Below are 21,094 nucleotides of genomic sequence, written 5' to 3'. Positions count from 1 at the left end.
CACACTCCTGTTGCGGGTTGGCGTTAGGGTTCGAATCTGAGGGACGTCAGGCCTTGGCCAGCGTCAGCGGACGCTCTACAGCCCGTGGGCGCTGCCCTTGCGGCAGCAGCAGGCTGATATCGAGATCGCCGCCGTAGAGGTCATTGAGGAAATCGGGGTTGAAGCCTTCGGTCGGGCCGTCGAAATGAATGCGCCCGTTCTTGAGCGCCACGGCGCGCTGGCAATAGCGCACCGCATAATCGACTTGATGCAGGGTCACCACCACCGTCTTGCCGTCGCGGCGGTTGATGTCGGCGAGAATCTCCATCACCTTGCGCGCCGACTCCGGGTCGAGCGAGGCAATCGGCTCGTCAGCGAGAATCACCTCGGCCTGCTGGCACAGCGCACGGGCGATGGCCACGCGCTGTTGCTGTCCACCGGAAAGAGTCGAGGCACGCTGCGCGGCGAACTCGGCCAGCCCGACCCGCTCCAGCGCCTGCATGGCGCGCTGTTTCTCTTCGACGCTGAACAGACTGAAACTGCCGCGCCAGCGCGGCATGCGGCCCAGGCCACCGAGCAGCACGTTCTGCAGCACGCTGAGGCGGCCAACCAGGTTGAACTGCTGGAAGATGTAGCCAATGTCGGCGCGCTGCCGACGTACATCGCCATTCAAGCGGCCGTCAGCCTGTACCTGGCGCCCAAGTACCTCGATGCTGCCCGCGTCACCGCGTGCCAGCCCCGCCAGATGCCGCAGCAGCGTCGACTTGCCCGAGCCCGAAGCGCCGATCAGCGCGACCATCTCGCCCGGCTGCACCGACAGCGCCAGGTCGAACAGTGCCTGTTTACGGCCGAAGCTCTTGTTCAGTCGGTCGACTCGAATCGCTGCGCTCATATGCTGGCCCTCTACTATCATCAATGAACAGAGGGCAGCTCGACCGCCTTCTGGTGTAGACCAAGGTAGGCAGATCCTGTGTCAGAGCTGTGAAATGGTCGTTACGTTTGAGTGACTATCACTTGAATCTTTTGTGTGTAGTGGCGTCGAAACGGAGGGCTTAATGCTGAGTACTGCGCATTTCTGACAGCCGGTGCTGGCATAAAGCCTTTACCTGAAGCACAATGTGCCACGTATTTGGCGTCAAGGAACTGTTCAGATGACCCCAGGGTCATAACGACGCAGAACGCGATACCGGTTGAACGGCTAGTGCGAAAGACGGTCAAACCGGTGACAATCTTGAAACTGACTACCAGTATCGCTCCCTGAACTAACCGGTAATGTAAGCGCCCTATGAAACAGGCTATCTATTCCAGCCGCACGGCTGACAAATTCGTTGTTCGCTTGCCCGATGGCATGCGTGAGCGTATCGCTGATGTAGCACGCAACCATCACCGCAGCATGAACTCGGAAATCATCGCTCGCCTGGAGCAAAGCATGCTTCAGGAAGGCGCTCTGGATGACGATCTCAACATTCGCCTCGACAGCCCCGAGCTGAGCCTGCACGAACGCGAATTGCTGCAACGTTTTCGTCAGCTTTCACGCCGCCAGCAGAACGCGCTGGTTGCACTGATCGCTCACGACGTGGAAATGGCCGCCGAAGAAGCCTGAGGCGAGCCCTAAGAGCCTGTTCAAAGTCTCGCGAGCTAGAGCAATGCAAGGCGAAAACAGGCGAGGACGCGGAGTTTACGAGCTGTAAATGAGCAGTCCGAGCCTGTTTTTAACGCCGCAGTGCCGACGCGCAGCAGACTTTGAACAGGCTCTAAAGACAAGACCGGCCCCTGGCCGGTCTTTTCGTTGGCTGCATCAGGAGGCGACATCCACCGCCGGCGCCATGGACAGCAGCGCCTTCAGGTGCCGCGTCTCATGTACGGGTGAGCGACCGAACAGGCGCTTGAACTCGCGACTGAACTGCGACGGGCTCTCGTAACCCACCCATTGAGAAGCACTGAGCGCACTGGCGCCCTCACGGATCATCAGCAAGCGTGCCTGGTGCAATCGCACGGTCTTGAGGTACTGCAAGGGCGATGACGAGGTCACCGCCTTGAAGTGCACATGAAAGGCCGGCACGCTCATGCTGGCCATATCGGCCAGGGTCGGCACATCCAGATCTGCCTGGTAATCGCCGTGAATGCGCTGCAGCACACGGGCGATTCGCCCGAAGTGCCCGCCCTGAGCCAGACTTGCACGCAGCCCTGCGCCCTGCTCGCCCACCAGAACCCGAAAGACGATCTCGCGCATGATCGACGGCCCGAGCAAACGCGCCTCCTCCGCCGAGCTCAACGCCTCTAGCAGACGCAACGTCGCATCCGCCAGCTTGGCGTCCACCGGTGTCGAGCAAAGCGGTTCCAACTCCGACGCTAGCGAGCCACCCGAGTCGTCCAACCCCATCGCCAACTCGGCCACCACGGGCTGGTCAATACGCAGGGCCAAGCCCAGCATGGGCTCCTGCTCGCTCGCCTCGGTCTCAATGGTGAACGGCAATGGCACCGACAGCACCAGATAATGCCGAGCGTCATACACATACAGCTTTCCGCCATGCAGCCCCGTCTTTCGCCCCTGAATGACGATGACGATACTCGGCTCGTACAAGGCCGGAGTGCTGGGTAGCGCCCGGTTGCTGCGCATGAACGTCACGCCATCGAGACCGGATCGGGTATAGCCCTCTTCTGGCGCCAGCCGCTTCAACAATTCAACCATGCGCCGATGCGACGCCTCGGGAATCACACTCATCGTCGTCGGTCATCCAGAACCCGATAGAGCCACATTCTAGGGTTCATTCAATAGAAACAGGCAATATCGAAAGAGTAACCAGACTTAGCGAACACCCCTGCCCCGCCTAGCATGGACTCGTCCCCAAGACATCCAAGCAGGAGTTCATATGAGCAAAGTCATACTCATCACCGGAGCCAGCAGCGGCATCGGGGAGGCCATCGCCATTCACCTGGCGAGACAGGGCCACAAGGTCGTGCTCGGCGCACGTCGCACCGAGCGCCTACAAAAGCTGACCGAAGAACTTCAGGCCGAGGGCCTCAATGCTGCCTTCCGCGAACTGGACGTGACTCGCCTGGACGACATGCAGGCCTTCGTCGCCTTCGCCGAGGATCGTTACGGTCCGGCCGACGTGATCATCAACAACGCAGGTGTGATGCCCCTGTCACCGCTCAACGCGCTGAAAGTGGATGAGTGGAACCGCATGATCGACGTCAACATACGCGGCGTACTGCATGGCATCGCGGCCGTTCTGCCAGGCATGGAAAGCCGTGGACGCGGCCAGGTGATCAATATTGCCTCCATCGGCGCCCATGCGGTGTCGCCCACCGCAGCGGTGTACTGCGCGACCAAGTATGCCGTGTGGGCGATTTCCGAGGGGCTGCGCCAGGAAAACGAGCGTATCCGTGTCACCACTGTCTGCCCGGGCGTGGTTGAGTCGGAACTTGCCGACAGCATCTCCGACACCAGTGCTCGCGAGGCAATGAAAGCCTTCCGCCGCGTTGCCATCACGCCTGATGCCATCGCCCGGGCCGTCGCCTATGCCATCGAGCAGCCTGATGACGTCGACGTCAGCGAGCTGATCGTGCGCCCGACCGCCAGCCCGTATTGATGGAGAGCAGCATGTCAGCGAAGACCACTGTTGCAGCGCTGCTGATCAGCGGACTGCTGTCGCCAGAGATGGCCATGGCAGAAGCGAAGAACCCACATCCCTACGTAGGGATGTGGGTAACGGACGATGGTCACGTCCGCCATGAGCTACTCGCCAACGGACGCTACGACGAGGCCCGCGGGAATCGAGAAAGCGCCTACCAGGGCAGCTACCACCTTACCGACAACCATATCGACTATGTCGATGACACAGGCTTCACCGCCGACGGTGAATTCATCGACGACGTGCTCTACCACGGCGGCATGGTGCTGCGCCGACAAAGCCGCCCAACTGACGAACAATGACACGAGGAAAAAGCCTATGAACATGCACAAAGTCGCCGCTGCACTGCTGCTCAGCGCCTCGATCTGCCTACCAAGCTGGGCGAGTGACGACGCCGAAGCCAATTCAGCCCTGATCCAGAAAGCCTTCGATGACTGGCGCGCCGGCCAAGGCGGCATCTTTCAGTTGCTCGCCGACGATGCCGTCTGGGTCGTGGCCGGCAACAGCCCGGTCTCGGGCACCTACCGCACGCGCGAAGCCTTCATGGAGGATGCGGTCAAGCCCATTACCGACAAACTGGCGACCCCCATCGTGCCCACCGTTCGCCAGATCGTGGCACAGGGGCCCCATGTCGTCGCATTTTGGGATGGCCAGGCGACTGCCAAGGACGGCAGCCGCTACGAGAACAGCTATTCCTGGCACATGCAGCTGGAGAACGGCCGGATCACACAGGTCACGGCCTTTCTCGATACCTGGCGCCTGGTCGAACTGATGAACTGACCCGACTTACAGCAGGAAGATCGACGCCAAGCCCAGGAAGATGAAAAAGCCACCGCTGTCGGTCATCGCGGTGATCATCACGCTAGCCCCCATGGCCGGGTCGCGCCCCAGGCGCGCCAGGGTCATGGGGATCAACACCCCCATCAGCGCAGCCAGCAGAAGGTTCAGCGTCATTGCCGCGGTCATCACCACACCCAGCGACCAGCTGTCGTACAGGTAATAGGCCACCCCACCAATCACGCCGCCCCAGAGGATGCCATTGATCAGGGAAACCCCCAGCTCCTTGCGCACCAGCCGCGCGGTGTTACCAGTGCTGACCTGATCCAGCGCCATGGCGCGCACGATCATGGTGATGGTCTGGTTGCCCGAGTTGCCACCAATCCCTGCCACGATGGGCATCAGCGCCGCCAGCGCCACCAGCTTCTCGATCGAGCCCTCGAACAGGCCGATCACCCGCGAAGCGAGGAAGGCAGTCACCAGGTTGATCGCCAGCCAGGCCCAGCGGTTGCGAACCGACTTCCACACCGAGGCGAAGATATCTTCCTCCTCGCGCAGACCGGCCATGTTCAGCACTTCGCTTTCGCTTTCCTCACGAATCAGGTCGACCATCTCGTCGATGGTCAGACGGCCGATCAGCTTGCCGTTCTTGTCCACCACCGGAGCGGAAATCAGGTCGTAACGCTCGAAGGCCTGGGCAGCGTCGTAGCCGTCCTCATCCGGGTGGAAGCTCACCGGATCATCGGCCATGACCTCGCCGACCTGCTTCTCGGGGTCGTTGACCAGCAGGCGTTTGATCGGCAGCACGCCCTTGAGCACGCCGTCGTAGTCAACCACGAACAGCTTGTCGGTATGGCCTGGTAGCTCTTTCAGGCGACGCAGGTACCGCAGCACAACTTCCAGGCTGACGTCTTCACGGATGGTGACCATCTCGAAGTCCATCAGCGCACCAACCTGATCCTCCTCGTACGACAGCACCGAACGCACACGCTCGCGCTGCTGCGCATCGAGCGACTCCATCAGCTCATGGACGACGTCGCGCGGCAACTCAGGGGCTAGGTCAGCAAGTTCGTCGGCGTCCAGATCCTTGGCAGCCGCAAGAATCTCGTGATCATCCATGTCGGCGATCAGCGTTTCACGCACCGAGTCGGAAACTTCCAGCAGGATGTCACCGTCACGCTCGGCCTTGACCAGTTGCCAAACGGTCAGACGCTCATCGAGCGGCAAGGCTTCGAGGATGTGGGCGATATCCGCGGGGTGCAGGTCTTCGAGCTTGCGCTGCAGCTCGGCGAGGTTCTGCCGGTGAACCAGGCTCTCGACCCGGTCATGATGCTGGCCTTCCTGACGATGGGTCAGGTCTTCGACCAGCTTGTGCCGATGCAGCAGTTCGACCACCTGGGCCAGGCGATCCTGCAGGCTCTCTTGCGGCTTTTTGGTTTCTACTTCAGTCATAGCGCGCTCCACCCCCAGTTGGCGGGCACGCCAAAGGGGATCAATCAGGTCTTACACGATTGTGCGATGGGAGTATTGAGTAACTACTGGGTAAGTCCATGGTGGTATTCCACAAGCCCCGGCGGGGCTGACGCGGCGAATGATAACACCGCAAAACAGCTTTGTACGTGACAAAAGCGTGGCAAGAACAATTGCTTGCGTCGCAAACTTCAATCCCGCATTAAACCTTGGCTATGCGACGCCAACTATCGACGCCAGGACACCCTGGCGAGTGCGAAAAAACGGTCTAACCTGAACTTGCAACGTCATGGAGGACGATTCATGCAAGGACGGCACTTCGCAGCGCTATTCACCGCTGCGCTTCTCTACCCTATTCAAGACAGCTCGGCCGCCAGCGTGTTCCGCTGCGTGGACGCAGACGGCCATATCACCTTCACCCGCCACGGCTGCAACAGCGAGCAGGAACAACACCTGCAGGATGCACGCAACCACACCCCCAGTAGCGGAAAAGCCATTCCCCTGGCCGCCCCCAACCGCCGCGCGAGTGGCACAGCGACAAATCCTGGCGAACTGGTGATAGTTGGCCAGCAGGAAGACGGCTGCGGTAACCTGCTGACCAGCAGCGAGAGACGCCAGGCCATCATCCGCAAGGAAATCCGCCGCGGCATGAGCCGTGCTGATGTGGAAAGCAGCCTGGGCAAACCGGACAGGGTCACGGCAAGCAACGGTCAGCAGCGCTACCACTACCGCGAAAAGCGCAAAGGCGGCAGCAGTCGCCAAGTCAGCTTCGACGAAGCCGGCTGCGTGAAAGGCAAATGACGGACAAATAAAAAGGGCCTGCATTGCTGCAGGCCCTTTTGGTATGGCGGACTCAGGAGGATTCGAACCTCCGACCGCTCGGTTCGTAGCCGAGTACTCTATCCAGCTGAGCTATGAGTCCATTTGGCGCTTTTAGACCAGATCACCGCTGGTTGAAACATCATGACCTTGCATCGCTGCAGTGCCACTCGATATGGCGGACTCAGGAGGATTCGAACCTCCGACCGCTCGGTTCGTAGCCGAGTACTCTATCCAGCTGAGCTATGAGTCCGTTTGGCGCTTTTAGACCAGATCACCACTGGTTGAAACAAAATGGCTTGCAGCGATGCAAGCCATTCAATATGGCGGACTCAGGAGGATTCGAACCTCCGACCGCTCGGTTCGTAGCCGAGTACTCTATCCAGCTGAGCTATGAGTCCGGTCGGTGCTTTTATACCAGATCACCTCTGGTTGATTCGCCAGCTCGGCTTTCGCCCAACTCGCTGAATAATGGCGGAGAAGGGGGGATTCGAACCCCCGACACCCTTTTGAGGTGTACTCCCTTAGCAGGGGAGCGCCTTCGGCCACTCGGCCACCTCTCCGCAACACGGGGCGCATGATAAACATGTTTTCCCCGTTTGCAAACCAAAATTTCGAGAAAAATTAGTGGCTTGGTTCGTCACCCTTCTCTTTCTGGATGCGCTGGTAGATTTCCTCACGGTGCACGGCAACCTCCTTGGGCGCGTTAACGCCAATGCGCACCTGATTACCTTTAACGCCCAACACGGTGACAGTCACATCATCACCGACCATCAGGGTCTCTCCGACCCGGCGAGTCAGAATCAGCATTCCTTTCTCCTCACGGATTACATTTCAGGACAACAGTCTGCAAAAAAGAAAATGGCGATGGCCTACAGCGAAATCAAGCAGCGCTGAAAGCCTCACCCAAGTATTGACCAGCCAGCGTAGAAAGAAAGTCCCCGCGTGCCGATCAAAAAGACGAAAGGCGCGGAACCAGCCGCGCCTTTCGGGATAAGGGTATCACTCGCCCTGTCGGGACGGAGCATCGAGCTCGAAGGCAGTATGCAGAGCGCGAACCGCCAGCTCCAGGTACTTCTCTTCGATGACCACAGATACCTTGATTTCCGAAGTGGAGATCATCTGGATGTTGATGCCCTCTTTGGCCAGCGCTTCGAACATGCGGCTGGCGACACCAGCGTGCGAACGCATGCCGACGCCGACGATGGAGACCTTGGCGATGTTGGTGTCACCCACCACCTCACGCGCGCCCAGCTCGTCAGCGGTCTTCTGCAACACGCCCAGAGCGTTGTTGTAGTCGTTGCGGTGCACGGTGAAGGTGAAATCGGTGGTGTTATCGTGCGCCACGTTCTGCACGATCATGTCGACTTCGATATTGGCGGCACTGATCGGGCCGAGAATTTTGAAGGCAATGCCTGGAATATCCGGCACCCCACGGATGGTCAGCTTGGCTTCGTCGCGATTGAAAGCGATGCCGGAAATGATCGGCTGTTCCATGGATTCCTCTTCATCAAGGGTAATGAGGGTGCCCGGCCCCTCCTGGAAGCTGTGCAGAACGCGCAGCGGGACGTTGTACTTGCCGGCGAACTCCACCGAACGAATCTGCAGCACCTTGGAGCCGAGGCTGGCCATTTCCAGCATCTCTTCGAAGGTGATCTTTTCCAGGCGCTGAGCCTTGGGCACCACGCGCGGATCGGTGGTATAGACGCCATCGACATCGGTGTAGATCTGGCACTCATCGGCTTTCAGCGCCGCTGCCAGGGCTACGCCCGTGGTATCGGAGCCGCCACGACCAAGGGTGGTGATGTTGCCATGCTCGTCGACGCCCTGGAAACCGGCGACGACGACGACACGGCCAGCCTTGAGTTCAGCGCGAATCTTCTGGTCGTCGATCTGCAGAATACGCGCCTTGTTGTGCGCGCTGTCGGTGAGGATGCGCACCTGGTTGCCGGTGTAGGACACCGCCGGCACGCCACGCTTGATCAGCGCCATGGCCAGCAGGGCAATGGTCACCTGCTCACCAGTGGACACCATGACATCCAGCTCACGCGCAACCGGCTCGCCATCGGTGATCTGTTTGGCCAGATCGATCAGGCGGTTGGTCTCGCCGCTCATGGCGGAAACCACGACGACGATGTCGTCACCGTTCTCGCGGAACTTCTTCACCTTGTCGGCCACCTGCGCGATGCGCTCAATGGTGCCGACGGAGGTGCCCCCAAACTTCTGTACGATCAAAGCCATTTCAAAAAGCCGCCTGATTCCTCGAAGGGCGCCCATTAAACCCGCATCGGGTCATACTGCCAAGGCCCGCCGGACGCACTGCGGGCCCCGCTTTCTCGCTCGTTACGAAGCCTGCTCGACCAGGGTTGCGGCCAGCGCCAGCGCTTCATCCAGTTTGTTCGCATCGACACCGCCACCCTGGGCCATGTCCGGACGACCACCGCCCTTGCCACCCACGGCTGCAGCGGCCTGACGCATCAGGTCACCGGCCTTGACCTTGGCGGTCAGATCCTGGGTCACACCGGCGACCAGCACCACCTTCTCGTCGAACACACCGCCGAGCAGGATCACAGCGCTGCCCAGCTTGTTCTTCAGTTGGTCGACCAACGCCAGCAGCGCCTTGCCGTCCAGACCATCGAGACGCGTGGCCAGCACCTTGGTGCCCTTCACCTCGATTGCGGAGCCAGCCAGATCGTTGCCTGCAGCGCTGGCGGCCTTGGCCTTGAGCTGCTCCAGCTCTTTTTCCAGCTGGCGGTTACGCTCGATCAGTGCCGAAAGCTTGTCCAGCACGTTGTCGCGGCTGCCCTTGACCAGCGAAGCGGCTTCCTTGAGCTGCTCCTCGGCACCATTGAGCCAGGCCAACGCAGCGGCGCCGGTGACCGCTTCGATACGACGCACGCCAGCGGCCACGCCGCCCTCGCTGGTGATCTTGAACAGGCCGATGTCGCCGGTACGCGATACGTGGGTACCGCCGCACAGCTCGACGGAGAAGTCGCCGCCCATGCTCAGCACACGCACCTGATCGCCATACTTCTCACCGAACAGCGCCATGGCGCCTTTGGCCTTGGCGGTTTCAATGTCGGTTTCCTCGGTCTCGACCTCGGAGTTCTTGCGAATCTCGGCGTTGACGATGTCTTCCAGCTGCTTCAGTTGGTCGGGCTTGATCGCCTCGAAGTGGCTGAAGTCGAAGCGCAGACGCTGACTGTCGACCAGCGAGCCCTTCTGCTGCACGTGGTCACCCAGCACCTGACGCAGCGCGGCATGCAGCAAGTGGGTTGCGGAGTGGTTCAGGGCAGTGGCCTGACGCACGCTGGCATCAGCCTCGGCCTTGACGCTGGCACCGACGCTCAGGCCGCCCTTGGCGACCACACCGTGGTGCAGGAAGGCGCCGCCCGCCTTGGTGGTGTCGCGCACATCGAAGCGCACGCCGGCCGCTTCCAGATAGCCGCAGTCACCAATCTGACCACCCGACTCGGCGTAGAACGGGGTCTGATCCAGCACCACCACGCCCTCCTCGCCTTCGGCGAGGCTGTCGACGGCGCTGCCAGCCTTGAACAGGGCGATCACCTTGCCTTCGCCACTGGTGCCTTCATAGCCGAGGAAGCGAGTATCGCTGTCGACCTTGACCAGGGCGTTGTAATCCATGCCGAAGGCGCTGGCGGAACGGGCGCGCTCACGCTGCGCTTCCATTTCACGCTCGAAGCCGGCCTCATCCACCGACAGTTCGCGCTCACGGGCGATGTCGGCGGTCAGGTCGACCGGGAAACCATAGGTGTCATACAGCTTGAACACGACATCACCCGGAATGACATCGCCTTTCAGCCCCAGCAGATCCTGCTCGAGAATCTTCAGGCCCTGCTCCAGGGTCTTGGCGAACTGCTCTTCCTCGGTCTTCAGTACGCGCTCGATGTGCGCCTGTTGCTGCTTGAGCTCAGGGAAGGCTTCGCCCATCTCGGCCACCAGGGCGGCGACGATCTGGTAGAAGAAGCTGCCCTTGGCGCCCAGCTTGTTGCCATGACGGCAGGCACGACGAATGATACGGCGCAGCACGTAGCCACGGCCTTCGTTGGACGGTGTCACGCCATCGGCAATCAGGAAGCTGCAGGAACGGATATGGTCAGCCACCACTTTAAGCGAGGCTTCGCCTGCGTTGGCGCAGCCGATGGCCTTGGCAGAAGCGGCCAGCAGGTTCTGGAACAGGTCGATCTCGTAGTTCGAGTTGACGTGCTGCAGCACGGCGCTGATGCGCTCCAGGCCCATGCCGGTGTCCACGCTCGGTGCCGGCAACGCGTGCAGTACGCCATCGGCAGTGCGGTTGAACTGCATGAACACGTTGTTCCAGATCTCGATGTAGCGGTCGCCATCTTCTTCCGGGCTGCCGGGTGGGCCGCCCCAGATGTGCTCGCCGTGGTCGAAGAAGATCTCGGTGCATGGGCCGCACGGGCCGGTATCGCCCATCGCCCAGAAGTTATCCGATGCGTACGGCGCGCCCTTGTTGTCACCGATACGGATCATGCGCTCGGTGGGAATGCCGACTTCCTTGGTCCAGATGTCGTAGGCCTCATCATCGGTGGCGTAGACGGTGACCCAGAGCTTTTCCTTGGGCAGGTTCAGCCACTTGTCGGAGGTCAGGAACTCCCAGGCGTAATGGATGGCATCACGCTTGAAATAGTCGCCGAAGCTGAAGTTGCCCAGCATTTCGAAGAAGGTGTGGTGGCGCGCGGTGTAACCGACGTTTTCCAGGTCATTGTGCTTGCCGCCGGCACGCACGCACTTCTGGCTGGTGGTAGCGCGAGTATAGGCGCGCTTTTCCAGGCCCAGGAAGCAGTCCTTGAACTGGTTCATGCCTGCGTTGGTGAACAGCAGGGTCGGGTCGTTCGCCGGAATCAGCGAGCTGGAAGCGACACGGGTGTGCCCTTTTTCTTCGAAGAAGCTCAGGAAGGCTTCACGGATTTCTGCGCTTTTCATAGGGATATCCACGGAATCAGGCGGCCACGGCAAAGCCGGCGAAGCAGACAAAGTGAGAACGTCGCGAGCGAAGGTCAGGCAAGGCAAAAGCTGGCGAAGAAGCGCAGTTTACGAGTTGTAAATGAGCATTCTGAGCCGGTTTTTAACGCAGCATGGCCGAGCGCAGCAGTTGTCACGCAGTCTGCAAAGGGTCGCATTATATCGGGCCTACCGCGCGCGGCTAGTACCTTATTGATAGCGTGCGCCTATCGGCAGCGCACGCCTGACGCTCAATGCGAACGGAAAGCAGCAAATGCCTCGATCACCCGCTCGATTTGCTCGGCACTGACGTCCAGATGAGTGACCAGGCGCAGGCGTGGCGCGGCACTGACGGCGATGCCGTGTTCGGCCATGAAGGCCTTGACTTGCCCGGCACGCTCGCCGAGTTGCACATAGACCATATTGGTCTGCACCGGCTCGACGCTGTAGCCCAGCTCGCTCAGAGCTGCACCTAGACGTGCAGCGTTGGCATGATCCTCGGCCAGGCGCTGCACCTGGTGCTGCAGGGCATACAGCCCCGCCGCCGCCAGCACACCGGCCTGGCGCATACCACCGCCGACCATCTTGCGCTGGCGGCGCGCCTTGCCGATCAGCACGGCGCTGCCGCAGAGCACCGAGCCGACCGGCGCACCGAGGCCCTTGGACAGGCATACCGATACGGAATCGAAGTACTGGGTGATCTCGCGCGCCGGCACACCGAGCTTGACCGCCGCGTTGTACAGGCGAGCACCATCCAGGTGCAGGCTCAGGCCACGACGACGAGTGAGTTCGCGGGCAGCAGCCAGATACTCAAGCGGCAACACCTTGCCCTGCATGGTGTTTTCCAGGGCCAGCAAGCGGGTACGAGCGAAGTGGAAATCATCCTGTTTGATCGCTGCCTCGACCTTGCTCAGATCGAGCGAGCCGTCGGCCTCACCGTCGATCGGCTGCGGCTGAATGGAACCGAGCACGGCCGCACCGCCGCCCTCGTACTTATAGGTATGCGCCTGCTGGCCGACGATGTACTCGTCACCTCGCTCGCAGTGCGCCATCAGTCCCAGCAGGTTGCTCATGGTGCCGGTGGGTACGAACAGCGCCGCCTCGAACCCCAGCTCCTTGGCCAACCAGGCCTCCAGGCGATTGACGGTGGGGTCTTCGCCATAAACATCGTCGCCCAGCTCGGCTGCCAGCATGGCCTCGCGCATGGCCGCGGTGGGTTGGGTGACGGTGTCGCTACGCAGGTCGATCAGGGGCATGGCAGGCTTTCCCAGCTATTGGCGAAAAGCCCATGCTAAAGAGGTCGCTCGGGCACTCACAAGATACAGTTGGGGCAAAATAGAGTGGAACGCCAAGCGGGGCTGCAGGAGCGTATGAGCGGCATTCCGCTTTAGCTGCGAAGCGAGAAGAGCAGATCGCGGCTGAAGCGGAATGCCGCCCAGCCACTCCTACGCCGCATCTAGAAACGCCATGTCAACGGCGTAGCCCGGATGAAATCCGGAGAATAACCCAAGCAGATCATTTCCCGGATGACACGCAGGCTACGCCAGTCCGGAGCCATCGTCCGGGACGATCAGGATGCCGGCACGCAGGCCGTTCCTGACCTTGGGATTGGGAAAGATGATGCGCGCGCCCTGCTCTTCCACCACCCAGCGGGTGTCGGCAATGTCTTCGGCAAGCAGGTAACCAGGCGCCAGCTCGGTGAAATTCTCGATATCTGCAGGCAGGTGCAACTGGAAACTGTCGCTGTGCTTGATGATCTCCCGCGAGACCGCGAACAGCTGCAAACCATCCAGAGTCGGCTCGCCAGTGATCACCTCGCGCCCCTCGATCAACGCATGCAATGCGTTTTCCAGCAGATCGAGATTGACCAGTTCGTTCTGCCCGAAGGCGCGCGCCTTGCCCAGTTCCAGGGTGAAGGCCTCGGCACCGAGCTGCGCATAGGTGTAGGCGCTGAAGGTGATCGAGGACTTGTTCTGCAGCAACACGGCCTCGATACCGGCGGCGCGCAAACGCTCCAGCTCGCGGCGGGAATGCGCACGCCCCTCCTGCCAGGGATAGAGGGCGAACTGCTCGATCTTCGAGCCACGAATAGCGGTGTGCAGGTCGTAGTGCAGGCGGGTGCGACCGGTGTCCTTGCCAAAGAAGGTGGCGCTCAGGTGTTCCAGATCACAGGCGCGAATGGCCTCGAAACCACTGGTTTGCTCATGCCGGCCACTGAACAGGCGATTGAGATCCTGCTCGACGTAGCGCTCGCCGCGGCGCATCGCCTCGGGGTTGCCGAACAGAAAGAGCATGCGCGCCGCCGGATGCAGCTCGTTGCGTGCAATGCCACGCAGCAGGCGGTCGAGCAGCTCGATCGGCGCAGTTTCGTTACCGTGGATACCGGCCGACAACAACAGATCGAGGCCATTGTCACGCGCTGCCGGCGGAGTCACCTCCAGCGCGCCTTCGTCGAGCCAGCGCAGACGCGTGCCATCGGGCGTCAGTTGAATCTTCGCCGACGGCTCATGGCCGGCCAGGGTCAGTTCAAGCAGTTTGCCGAGGGCAAGCATCGAATACTCCTTGGTCAACAGCACTTTTTTTGTGGAGCGCGCGCCGCGAGCGAAGATTTGCGTTGCCTGGATTCGCTCGCGACGCTCACTCCGGCAGTCTCCGCAGGGTGGGCTGAAGCGGAGCACCGCCCGGCCCACCCTACAAGGTTCAATCAGTGATTGCAGCCAGGGCCATGCACGTGATCGTCCTCATCTTCATCCTGCTCCACCGGCTCCATCTCCAGCTGCAGGCTGACCAGGTTGGTGGCTTGCGGACGCAGCAGCAGGTTGGCGTACTCGGTATCGCCCTCCTCCACGTCGACGCCGATCAGCAACTGATCGCCGACGGCCTGAACCCACAGTTCCTTGCCCTGCCAAACCACGGCAAAACGGCTGCAGGAAGTTTCCAGTTGGGTGCCGTCGTTATCTTCGAGAATCAGTTGCAGAGCGTCGCTCATAAAATCTCCGGAATGTGGGTTAGGTCAGTTGGAAAGGATAGACCGAGCCCAGTTTAAGGATCTGCGTCAGTTCATCCAATGCCGTACGGCATTCGGTCAGCAAGTGCGGGTCAGCCAGATCGGCTTCGCTGAGGCGGTCGCGGTAATGTTTGTCGACCCAGGCCACCAGCGTGTCGTGTAGCGCGTCACTCATCACCACGCCGGGATTGACCGCCGCCAGCTCGTATTCATTGAGCGCGACGCGCAAACGCAGGCAGGCAGGACCGCCACCATTCTGCATACTCTGCTTGAGGTCGAAGACGCGCACTTCGCGGATCGGCCCAGCACTGCCAGTCAGTTGCTCAAGGTAGCGCCAGACGCTCGGGTTGTTCCTGCACTCCTCCGGCACCACCAGCAGCATGCTGCCATCGGCGCGGGTCAGCAGCTGGCTGTTGAACAGGTAGGAGCGCACTGCGTCCTGCACGCTCACGGCAGAACCCGGCACGCAGACAGCCTGGAAGTTGCCGCCGCGACGGGCCAGCTTGTCGCCCAGTTCGGCCAGCACCTTGTCGGTCTCGAGGAAAGCGTCCTGGTGATAGAACAGCACCTCGCCATTGCCCACGGCGATCACGTCGTTATGGAATACGCCCTGGTCGATCACCGCCGGGTTCTGCTGGGCGTAGACCACGCCCGCCTCGCTCAGCCCGTGCAGACGTGCAACCGCCTGACTGGCCTCCAGTGTCTGCCTCGCCGGATAACGTGCCGGTGCCGGGTAACGGGTGTCGAAGGCACTGCGGCCATAGACGAAGAACTCCACTCCCGCGTCGCCATAGCCCTTGCAGAAGCGCGTGTGGTTGGCCGCGCCCTCATCACCGAACTGCGCCACGGCCGGTAGCGCCGGATGATGGGCGAAGTGCCTGTGGTCAGCGAACATGGCCTGCAGCACACGGCTGGTGGTCGGGTGCTCGATGCTGCGATGGAACTTGCAGTTGAGGTTGGCTGCAGTGAAGTGCACACGACCATCGGCCGTATCGGCACTGGGGCTGACGGTGCAGGCGTTGGCCGTCCACATGCTCGATGCCGAACAGCTCGCCACCAGCAGCGGCATGGCCTCGCGCGCAGCACGTTCGATCACTTCGGCATCGTTGCCGGTAAACCCCAGGCGCCGCAGTGCGGTGACATCCGGACGCTCCTGCGGGGCCAGTACGCCCTGCTTGAAGCCCATGGCCATCAGCGCCTTCATCTTCGCCAAGCCTTGCTTGGCGGCCTCCTTGGGATTGGAGGCAGCCTGGCTGTTGCTCTGTGACGCCACGTTGCCGTAGGACAATCCACCGTAGTTGTGAGTCGGCCCGACCAGGCCGTCAAAGTTCATCTCATAGGCGGCCATCACAGGGTCACTCCCGGGGTCAGGGTCGTGGGCAAGGCCAGGCTCTCGCTCTCCAGCGAGGCGACCGGGTACGCGCAATAATCAGCGGCGTAATAGGCACTGGCTCGATGGTTGCCAGAAGCACCGATGCCACCGAACGGCGCACTGCTGGCGGCGCCGGTGAGCTGCTTGTTCCAGTTGACGATACCAGCGCGGCTGTGCAGCCAGAACTGCTCGTAACGCGCACGCGAGTCGGACAACAGCCCGGCTGCCAGGCCATAGACCGTGGCATTGGCCTCAGCGATGGCGGCCTCGAAGCTGGCGTAGCGAATCACCTGCAGCAGCGGCCCGAAGAACTCTTCGTCAACACGCTCGGCAACTGCCGTGACATCGAGGATACCCGGCGTCAGCAGGGCGGCGTTCGCCTGCGGCTGGGTCATCGCCAGCAGCGCCGTCGCCCCCTTGGCCAGCAGATCCTGCTGTGCCTGCATCAGTTGAGCAGCCGCCTGCAAAGAGATCACCGAGCCCATGAACGGTGCCGGCTGCTCGTCGAAACGACCGACCTTGATCTGCCCGGCGACCTGCACCAGGCGCGCCAGCAGCGCATCCCCCCACTCCCCTAGCGGCACCAGCAGACGGCGCGCACAGGTGCAACGCTGGCCAGCACTGATGAAGGCGGATTGCACGATGGTATAGACGGCGGCATCGACATCGGCCACCTGGTCGACGATCAACGGATTATTGCCGCCCATCTCCAGCGCCAGGATCTTCTCCGGGCGACCGGCGAACTGCGCGTGCAGCAGGTTACCGGTGCGGCTGGAACCGGTGAAGAACAGCCCGTCGATGCCAGGATGACCGGCCAGCGCAACACCCGTCTCACGACCGCCCTGCAGCAGGTTGAGCACACCGGCAGGCAGACCGGCATCGATCCAGCACTGCACGGTCAGCTCGGCCACCTTGGGCGTCAGCTCGCTGGGCTTGAAGACCACGGCATTACCCGCCAGGAGCGCTGGCACGATATGCCCGTTGGGCAGGTGACCGGGAAAGTTGTAAGGGCCGAACACCGCGACCACGCCATGTGGCTTGTGGCGCAGCACGGCGGTGGCGTCGGCCAGCGGGCCGCTCTTCTCACCGGTGCGCTCACGGTAGCTCTGGATGGAAATCGTCACCTTGCCGACCATGCTGTTCACTTCCGTGGTGGCTTCCCACAGCGGCTTGCCGGTCTCCTCGCCGATGGCACGGGCGATGACGTCGGCCTGATCCTTGAGGCGCACGGCAAAACGTTCGAGCACCGCGATGCGGCTGTCCAGCGACTGTGCAGCCCAGGTGGCGAACGCGGTACGCGCCGCGGCCACGGCAGCATCGACCTGCACGGCATTGGCGCCACGGCCATGCCACACCACCGCCTGAGTAACTGGATCGAGAGACTCCAGGGGCTCGCCCTGGCCGGCCAGCCAGTGGCCCGCAATGTAATGAGTGCTCATTGTATTTTTCACTCCACGCATTCACAGCCGGCAGGCAACCGGCTCGCTACAGAAGACTTCAGGATTTTGCCGACAGCGCCACCGCGCGCACCTGATCACCCGCCGACAGGCGCAGGCGCTTGGCCGTCATCGGGTCGACCACCAGGGTGCCGGCTGCCAGTCGCGCCGGCGCGGCGGTGATGCGGCAATCCTGACGCTTGCGGTTGTGCACCAGGAAAGGCTCGGCATCGTCGCCTGGGGTACCGATGGCCAACACCAGGTTCTGGCTGTGTTGCACGGCGCGGATCTTCGCGGTTTCCGCCTCGATCGCCGGGCCGGCATCGAAGATATCGACATAACCCTGGTAGCTGAAACCCTCGGCCTTGAGCATCGCCAACGCCGGTTCGGTGTCCGGGTGGACACGGCCGATCACCGCCCGCGCATCCTCGGAGAGGAAGCAGGTGTAGAGCGGGAACTTGGGCATCAACTCGGCGATGAAAGCCTTGTTGCCTACGCCGGTGAGGTAGTCCGCCTGGGAGAATTCCATCTTGAAGAAGTGCCGGCCGAGGCTTTCCCAGAATGGCGAACGCCCGCGCTCATCGGACATGCCGCGCATTTCGGCGATCACCTTGTCACCGAACAACTCACGAAACTCGGCGATGAACAGAAAGCGCGCTTTCGACAGCAGGCGGCCATTGAGACCGGTGCGGTGATCGGCATGCAGGAACAGCGAGCACAGCTCGGAATTGCCGGTCAGGTCATTGGCCATGAACAGCGTCGGCACCTGGCGGTGGATGTTCAGCTCCTGCGAGGCGCTGACGGTCAGGCCGACCCGGTAGTTGTACCAGGGCTCGCGCAGGCCGACGGCGCCAGCCACGGCGGAAATACCGACGACCTTGCCGGCATCGTCTTCGAGCACGAACAGGTAATCGGCATCGGCGCGCTCGGCCTCGCCACGGAAAGTCTTTTCCGCCCAACCGACCCGGTGCGCCAGTCGCTCCTCGTTGGCTGGCAGCGTGGTCAGGCCAGCGCCGGTGCTGCGAGCCAGGTCGATCAGGGCCGGTAAATCGGCACTGCGCACGGGACGAACGATCATTGGATCCTCCGGATCAGCTATTGGCTTCAAGCGGCAAGCTAAAGGTTAAAAAACAAGCCGGCCTGCCGCTCTGGCTTGCTGCTTCGATTCAAATCGCGACCAGCCTGACGCTGGCACCCTCACCCACGCCCAATGCCTCGGCCGCTTCCTGGCTGAGGATCACGGGTTTGCCGGGCACCCAGTCCAGGTCGGCGACGATGGCGCGAAAATCCTGCAACTGACCGTTACTCACCAGATACTGACGTCCGCCTGGCTCGGCCTCACCGCTGGCAGCAATGCGCACCGGCACCAGGCGGCTCTGCGCGATGCTGCGAATGCCCGACGTACGCGCATGCAGGGTCGGGCCACCGTCGAAGATGTCGATGTAGTGGTCGGTCTCGAAGCCTTCACGCATGAGGATGTCGAAGGTGATCTGCGCGCGCGGATGCACCTGGCCCATGGCCTCCTGCGCTTCATCCGAAAGCAGCGGCACGTAGATCGGGTAATGCGGCATCAGCTCGGCGAGGAAGGTACGGCTCTTCAGCCCGCACAGCCGCTCGGCCTCGGCGTAGGTCATGTCGAAGAAGTTGCGCCCCACGGCGTCCCAGAACGGCGAGTCGCCGTGCTCGTCGCTATGGCCGACTATCTCCACCACCACCGCGTCGGCGAAGCGCTCCGGGTGCCCGGCCATGAACAGCAGACGCCCGCGCGAATTGAGCTCGGCGAAGGCACTGCCGACCAGCGGACGCTCGACGTAAAAACTGGTGAGCAGGCTGTTGCCGGTCAGGTCGTGACACAGCGACAGCACGTGAATCTTGTTGTGAATCTTCAATTCGCGCGAGTTGTGCACGAAGGTTTCGTTGCGAAAACTGTAGAACGGCTCGGAATAACCAGCCGAAGCGACAATGCCGGAGCAACCGACCAGGCGGCCGCTGGCGGTGTCTTCGAGGACGAAGAAGTAACTCTCCTCGCCATTGAAGCTGACCTCGGCGGAGAAAGACGCTTCCGACGCGGCGATCTTGTCGCCCAAGCGGCCAGCATCGTCCGGCAACGAAGTGACACCCACCGGGCTGTCCGCGGCCAGGCGCTGCACGTCGGCCAGGTCTGCCATTTGCGCGGGGCGCATCACCAGCATGGGGTCACTCCTCTAAACACGGAATCTGTAGGACTCACAGCCAGGGTCAGGCGGACAACCGTGGGAGGCGCTTCAGCGGCGATTATCGCGGCTAAAGCCCCTCCCACAGTCAGTCAGCAAGAGCTCAGGCCGCTGTCAGTTTGCTCAGCGCACGCTCGAAACGAGCCAGGCCTTCATCGATATCGGACTCTTCGACCACCAGGCTCGGGGCGAAACGCACCACGTCCGGGCCGGCCTGCAGAATCATCAGACCTTCAGCCGTAGCGGCGTCGAGCACCTGCTTGGCCTTGCCCTTCCAGGCGTCATTGAGCACGCAACCGAGCAGCAGGCCCATGCCGCGCACCTGCTCGAACAGGCCGTACTGCTTGCCGAGGGCTTCCAGACGGGTCTTGAACTGCTCGCTCTTGGCCTTCACACCATCCAGGGTCTGGCGGGTGTTGACGATATCCAGCACCGCCTCGCCAACGGCGCAGGCCAGTGGGTTGCCACCATAAGTGGTGCCGTGGGTACCCGGAGAGAAGTGCTTGGCCAGATCGGTAGTGGTCAGCATCGCGGCGATGGGGAAACCACCGCCCAGGCTCTTGGCGCTGGAGAGGATGTCCGGCACCACGCCGTAGTTCATGTAGGCGAACAACTCACCGGTACGACCCATGCCACTTTGCACTTCATCGAATACCAGCAGCGCGTTGTGCGCATTGCACAGCTCGCGAGCGCCTTCCAGGTACGCCTTGTCGGCCGGCAGCACGCCGCCCTCACCCTGGATCGGCTCCAGCACCACGGCGCAGGTCTTGTCGGAAATCGCAGCTTTCAGCGCGTCCAGATCGTTGTACGGCACATGGGTGATGCCCTGGATCTTCGGCCCGAAGCCGTCGGAGTACTTCGGCTGGCCACCCACGCTGACGGTGAACAGGGTACGGCCATGGAAGCTGTTGGTCGCGGCGATGATCTCGTGCTTTTCCGGGCCGAAACGGTCATGGGCGACGCGACGGGCCAGCTTGAACGCAGCCTCGTTGGCCTCGGCGCCGGAGTTACAGAAGAACACGCGCTCGGCGAAGGTCGCCTCGACCAGCTTCTTGCCCAGACGCAGAGTCGGCTCGTTGGTGAAGACGTTGGAGATATGCCACAGGGTATTGGCCTGCTCGGTCAGCGCCGCGACCAGCGCCGGATGGCAGTGGCCGAGCACGTTGACGGCGATGCCGCCGGCGAAGTCGATCAGCTCTCGACCGCTCTGATCCCAGACTCGCGAACCCAGGCCGCGCACGGGGACGAAGGCAGCAGGGGCGTAGTTGGGAACCATGAACTGGTCGAAATCGGCGCGTTGCACCGCATCGTGCTGAACGGACATCAAAGCTCTCCTGATGAGAAATACCAGCCGCAGAGAGGCGACAAAGCGCCCGAAACGACAGGGAATGCAAGGA

19 protein-coding genes and 4 tRNA genes are annotated in these 21,094 nt (G+C 61.8%); 5 read left to right on the top strand and 18 right to left on the bottom strand.

The genetic code is table 11. From position 1 onward, the window contains the following. Window positions 1-46: 46 nt before the first annotated feature. Complete coding sequence (phnC, locus tag HS968_RS09515; protein ID WP_119693898.1) at window positions 47-871, bottom strand: phosphonate ABC transporter ATP-binding protein; 825 nt, start codon at window positions 869-871, stop codon at window positions 47-49. 393 nt (window positions 872-1,264) lie between these two features. On the opposite strand from phnC, the gene HS968_RS09510 reads away from it, so the two are divergent. Beyond that, entirely contained in the window at window positions 1,265-1,582 is a 318-nt protein-coding gene (locus HS968_RS09510; protein ID WP_106739667.1) for an Arc family DNA-binding protein, read from the top strand. 195 nt (window positions 1,583-1,777) lie between these two features. Here the strand turns inward: HS968_RS09510 and HS968_RS09505 are convergent, their stop codons facing one another. Further along, the gene (locus tag HS968_RS09505; RefSeq protein ID WP_119693950.1) at window positions 1,778-2,671 is read right to left on the bottom strand and encodes an AraC family transcriptional regulator; all 894 of its coding nucleotides are present in this window, start codon (window positions 2,669-2,671) and stop codon (window positions 1,778-1,780) included. A 181-nt stretch (window positions 2,672-2,852) separates the two neighbouring features. Between HS968_RS09505 and HS968_RS09500 the strand changes: the two genes are divergently transcribed. The 3 genes from HS968_RS09500 (at window position 2,853) to HS968_RS09490 (ending at window position 4,397) form a co-directional block, all read left to right on the top strand. Next, entirely contained in the window at window positions 2,853-3,575 is a 723-nt protein-coding gene (locus tag HS968_RS09500) for an SDR family oxidoreductase (protein ID WP_119693897.1), read from the top strand. 68 nt (window positions 3,576-3,643) lie between these two features. After that, the gene (locus HS968_RS09495) at window positions 3,644-3,919 is read left to right on the top strand and encodes an Atu4866 domain-containing protein (protein ID WP_394337719.1); all 276 of its coding nucleotides are present in this window, start codon (window positions 3,644-3,646) and stop codon (window positions 3,917-3,919) included. Between the two features lie 16 nt (window positions 3,920-3,935). After that, entirely contained in the window at window positions 3,936-4,397 is a 462-nt protein-coding gene (locus HS968_RS09490; RefSeq protein ID WP_119693895.1) for a nuclear transport factor 2 family protein, read from the top strand. A 6-nt stretch (window positions 4,398-4,403) separates the two neighbouring features. On the opposite strand, the gene mgtE is transcribed toward HS968_RS09490, so the two are convergent. Further along, entirely contained in the window at window positions 4,404-5,846 is a 1,443-nt protein-coding gene (gene mgtE, locus HS968_RS09485; RefSeq protein WP_119693894.1) for a magnesium transporter, read from the bottom strand. A 321-nt stretch (window positions 5,847-6,167) separates the two neighbouring features. Between mgtE and HS968_RS09480 the strand changes: the two genes are divergently transcribed. Further along, window positions 6,168-6,665: a DUF4124 domain-containing protein gene (locus tag HS968_RS09480; RefSeq protein WP_182371094.1), complete on the top strand. Its 498-nt coding sequence runs from the start codon at window positions 6,168-6,170 to the stop codon at window positions 6,663-6,665. A 44-nt stretch (window positions 6,666-6,709) separates the two neighbouring features. On the opposite strand, the gene HS968_RS09475 is transcribed toward HS968_RS09480, so the two are convergent. The 15 genes from HS968_RS09475 to HS968_RS09405 all read right to left on the bottom strand — a co-directional run bounded on the left by HS968_RS09475 (window position 6,710) and on the right by HS968_RS09405 (window position 21,021). Beyond that, window positions 6,710-6,786: transfer RNA gene (locus HS968_RS09475), tRNA-Arg, on the bottom strand. Window positions 6,787-6,859: 73 nt separating this feature from the next. After that, window positions 6,860-6,936 (bottom strand) — tRNA-Arg (locus tag HS968_RS09470). Window positions 6,937-7,007: 71 nt separating this feature from the next. Next, window positions 7,008-7,084 (bottom strand) — tRNA-Arg (locus tag HS968_RS09465). 71 nt (window positions 7,085-7,155) lie between these two features. Beyond that, a tRNA-Ser gene (locus tag HS968_RS09460) sits at window positions 7,156-7,246 on the bottom strand. Between the two features lie 61 nt (window positions 7,247-7,307). Continuing rightward, window positions 7,308-7,493 carry a carbon storage regulator CsrA gene (gene csrA / locus HS968_RS09455; protein ID WP_003244478.1) on the bottom strand — a complete coding sequence of 62 codons (186 nt, stop codon included), beginning with the start codon at window positions 7,491-7,493 and terminating at the stop codon, window positions 7,308-7,310. Between the two features lie 192 nt (window positions 7,494-7,685). Then, on the bottom strand, window positions 7,686-8,924 hold the full coding sequence (locus HS968_RS09450; RefSeq protein ID WP_179624545.1) for an aspartate kinase: 1,239 nt from the start codon (window positions 8,922-8,924) through the stop codon (window positions 7,686-7,688). Between the two features lie 102 nt (window positions 8,925-9,026). Continuing rightward, window positions 9,027-11,651 carry an alanine--tRNA ligase gene (gene alaS, locus HS968_RS09445; protein ID WP_182371093.1) on the bottom strand — a complete coding sequence of 875 codons (2,625 nt, stop codon included), beginning with the start codon at window positions 11,649-11,651 and terminating at the stop codon, window positions 9,027-9,029. 269 nt (window positions 11,652-11,920) lie between these two features. Then, on the bottom strand, window positions 11,921-12,925 hold the full coding sequence (ltaE, locus tag HS968_RS09440) for a low-specificity L-threonine aldolase (RefSeq protein WP_182371092.1): 1,005 nt from the start codon (window positions 12,923-12,925) through the stop codon (window positions 11,921-11,923). A 282-nt stretch (window positions 12,926-13,207) separates the two neighbouring features. Then, window positions 13,208-14,221 carry a succinylglutamate desuccinylase gene (gene astE / locus HS968_RS09435; RefSeq protein WP_182371091.1) on the bottom strand — a complete coding sequence of 338 codons (1,014 nt, stop codon included), beginning with the start codon at window positions 14,219-14,221 and terminating at the stop codon, window positions 13,208-13,210. Between the two features lie 152 nt (window positions 14,222-14,373). After that, window positions 14,374-14,658, bottom strand: coding sequence for a topoisomerase II (locus tag HS968_RS09430; protein ID WP_106739657.1), 285 nt, complete (start codon window positions 14,656-14,658; stop codon window positions 14,374-14,376). 19 nt (window positions 14,659-14,677) lie between these two features. Then, window positions 14,678-16,024, bottom strand: coding sequence for an N-succinylarginine dihydrolase (gene astB / locus HS968_RS09425; RefSeq protein ID WP_182371090.1), 1,347 nt, complete (start codon window positions 16,022-16,024; stop codon window positions 14,678-14,680). After that, the gene (astD, locus tag HS968_RS09420; RefSeq protein WP_182371089.1) at window positions 16,024-17,487 is read right to left on the bottom strand and encodes a succinylglutamate-semialdehyde dehydrogenase; all 1,464 of its coding nucleotides are present in this window, start codon (window positions 17,485-17,487) and stop codon (window positions 16,024-16,026) included. The genes astB and astD overlap by 1 nt, the downstream gene beginning before the upstream one ends. Before the next feature lie 58 nt (window positions 17,488-17,545). Beyond that, window positions 17,546-18,562 (bottom strand): arginine N-succinyltransferase, encoded by a 1,017-nt coding sequence (astA, locus tag HS968_RS09415; protein ID WP_119693885.1) that lies wholly within the window; start codon window positions 18,560-18,562, stop codon window positions 17,546-17,548. Between the two features lie 88 nt (window positions 18,563-18,650). After that, window positions 18,651-19,676: an arginine/ornithine succinyltransferase subunit alpha gene (aruF, locus tag HS968_RS09410; RefSeq protein WP_119693884.1), complete on the bottom strand. Its 1,026-nt coding sequence runs from the start codon at window positions 19,674-19,676 to the stop codon at window positions 18,651-18,653. A 124-nt stretch (window positions 19,677-19,800) separates the two neighbouring features. Continuing rightward, the gene (locus tag HS968_RS09405; protein ID WP_179624538.1) at window positions 19,801-21,021 is read right to left on the bottom strand and encodes an aspartate aminotransferase family protein; all 1,221 of its coding nucleotides are present in this window, start codon (window positions 21,019-21,021) and stop codon (window positions 19,801-19,803) included. Between the last annotated feature and the right edge of the window lie 73 nt (window positions 21,022-21,094).

The sequence above is a fragment of the Pseudomonas berkeleyensis genome (assembly GCF_014109765.1).
Lineage (GTDB): Bacteria > Pseudomonadota > Gammaproteobacteria > Pseudomonadales > Pseudomonadaceae > Aquipseudomonas > Aquipseudomonas berkeleyensis.
The sequence above is the reverse complement of the archived record's forward strand: the minus strand, read 5'-3'. Positions and strand labels throughout refer to the sequence as shown.

What these genes read in the sequence shown, in the direction of transcription:
- phnC (WP_119693898.1), bottom strand. Translation starts at nt 871, where the DNA reads ATGAGCGCAGCGATTCGAGTCGACCGACTGAACAAGAGCTTCGGCCGT.
- HS968_RS09510 (WP_106739667.1), top strand. Translation starts at nt 1,265, where the DNA reads ATGAAACAGGCTATCTATTCCAGCCGCACGGCTGACAAATTCGTTGTT.
- HS968_RS09505 (WP_119693950.1), bottom strand. Translation starts at nt 2,671, where the DNA reads ATGGTTGAATTGTTGAAGCGGCTGGCGCCAGAAGAGGGCTATACCCGA.
- HS968_RS09500 (WP_119693897.1), top strand. Translation starts at nt 2,853, where the DNA reads ATGAGCAAAGTCATACTCATCACCGGAGCCAGCAGCGGCATCGGGGAG.
- HS968_RS09495 (WP_394337719.1), top strand. Translation starts at nt 3,644, where the DNA reads ATGGCCATGGCAGAAGCGAAGAACCCACATCCCTACGTAGGGATGTGG.
- HS968_RS09490 (WP_119693895.1), top strand. Translation starts at nt 3,936, where the DNA reads ATGAACATGCACAAAGTCGCCGCTGCACTGCTGCTCAGCGCCTCGATC.
- mgtE (WP_119693894.1), bottom strand. Translation starts at nt 5,846, where the DNA reads ATGACTGAAGTAGAAACCAAAAAGCCGCAAGAGAGCCTGCAGGATCGC.
- HS968_RS09480 (WP_182371094.1), top strand. Translation starts at nt 6,168, where the DNA reads ATGCAAGGACGGCACTTCGCAGCGCTATTCACCGCTGCGCTTCTCTAC.
- csrA (WP_003244478.1), bottom strand. Translation starts at nt 7,493, where the DNA reads ATGCTGATTCTGACTCGCCGGGTCGGAGAGACCCTGATGGTCGGTGAT.
- HS968_RS09450 (WP_179624545.1), bottom strand. Translation starts at nt 8,924, where the DNA reads ATGGCTTTGATCGTACAGAAGTTTGGGGGCACCTCCGTCGGCACCATT.
- alaS (WP_182371093.1), bottom strand. Translation starts at nt 11,651, where the DNA reads ATGAAAAGCGCAGAAATCCGTGAAGCCTTCCTGAGCTTCTTCGAAGAA.
- ltaE (WP_182371092.1), bottom strand. Translation starts at nt 12,925, where the DNA reads ATGCCCCTGATCGACCTGCGTAGCGACACCGTCACCCAACCCACCGCG.
- astE (WP_182371091.1), bottom strand. Translation starts at nt 14,221, where the DNA reads ATGCTTGCCCTCGGCAAACTGCTTGAACTGACCCTGGCCGGCCATGAG.
- HS968_RS09430 (WP_106739657.1), bottom strand. Translation starts at nt 14,658, where the DNA reads ATGAGCGACGCTCTGCAACTGATTCTCGAAGATAACGACGGCACCCAA.
- astB (WP_182371090.1), bottom strand. Translation starts at nt 16,024, where the DNA reads ATGGCCGCCTATGAGATGAACTTTGACGGCCTGGTCGGGCCGACTCAC.
- astD (WP_182371089.1), bottom strand. Translation starts at nt 17,487, where the DNA reads ATGAGCACTCATTACATTGCGGGCCACTGGCTGGCCGGCCAGGGCGAG.
- astA (WP_119693885.1), bottom strand. Translation starts at nt 18,562, where the DNA reads ATGATCGTTCGTCCCGTGCGCAGTGCCGATTTACCGGCCCTGATCGAC.
- aruF (WP_119693884.1), bottom strand. Translation starts at nt 19,676, where the DNA reads ATGCTGGTGATGCGCCCCGCGCAAATGGCAGACCTGGCCGACGTGCAG.
- HS968_RS09405 (WP_179624538.1), bottom strand. Translation starts at nt 21,021, where the DNA reads ATGTCCGTTCAGCACGATGCGGTGCAACGCGCCGATTTCGACCAGTTC.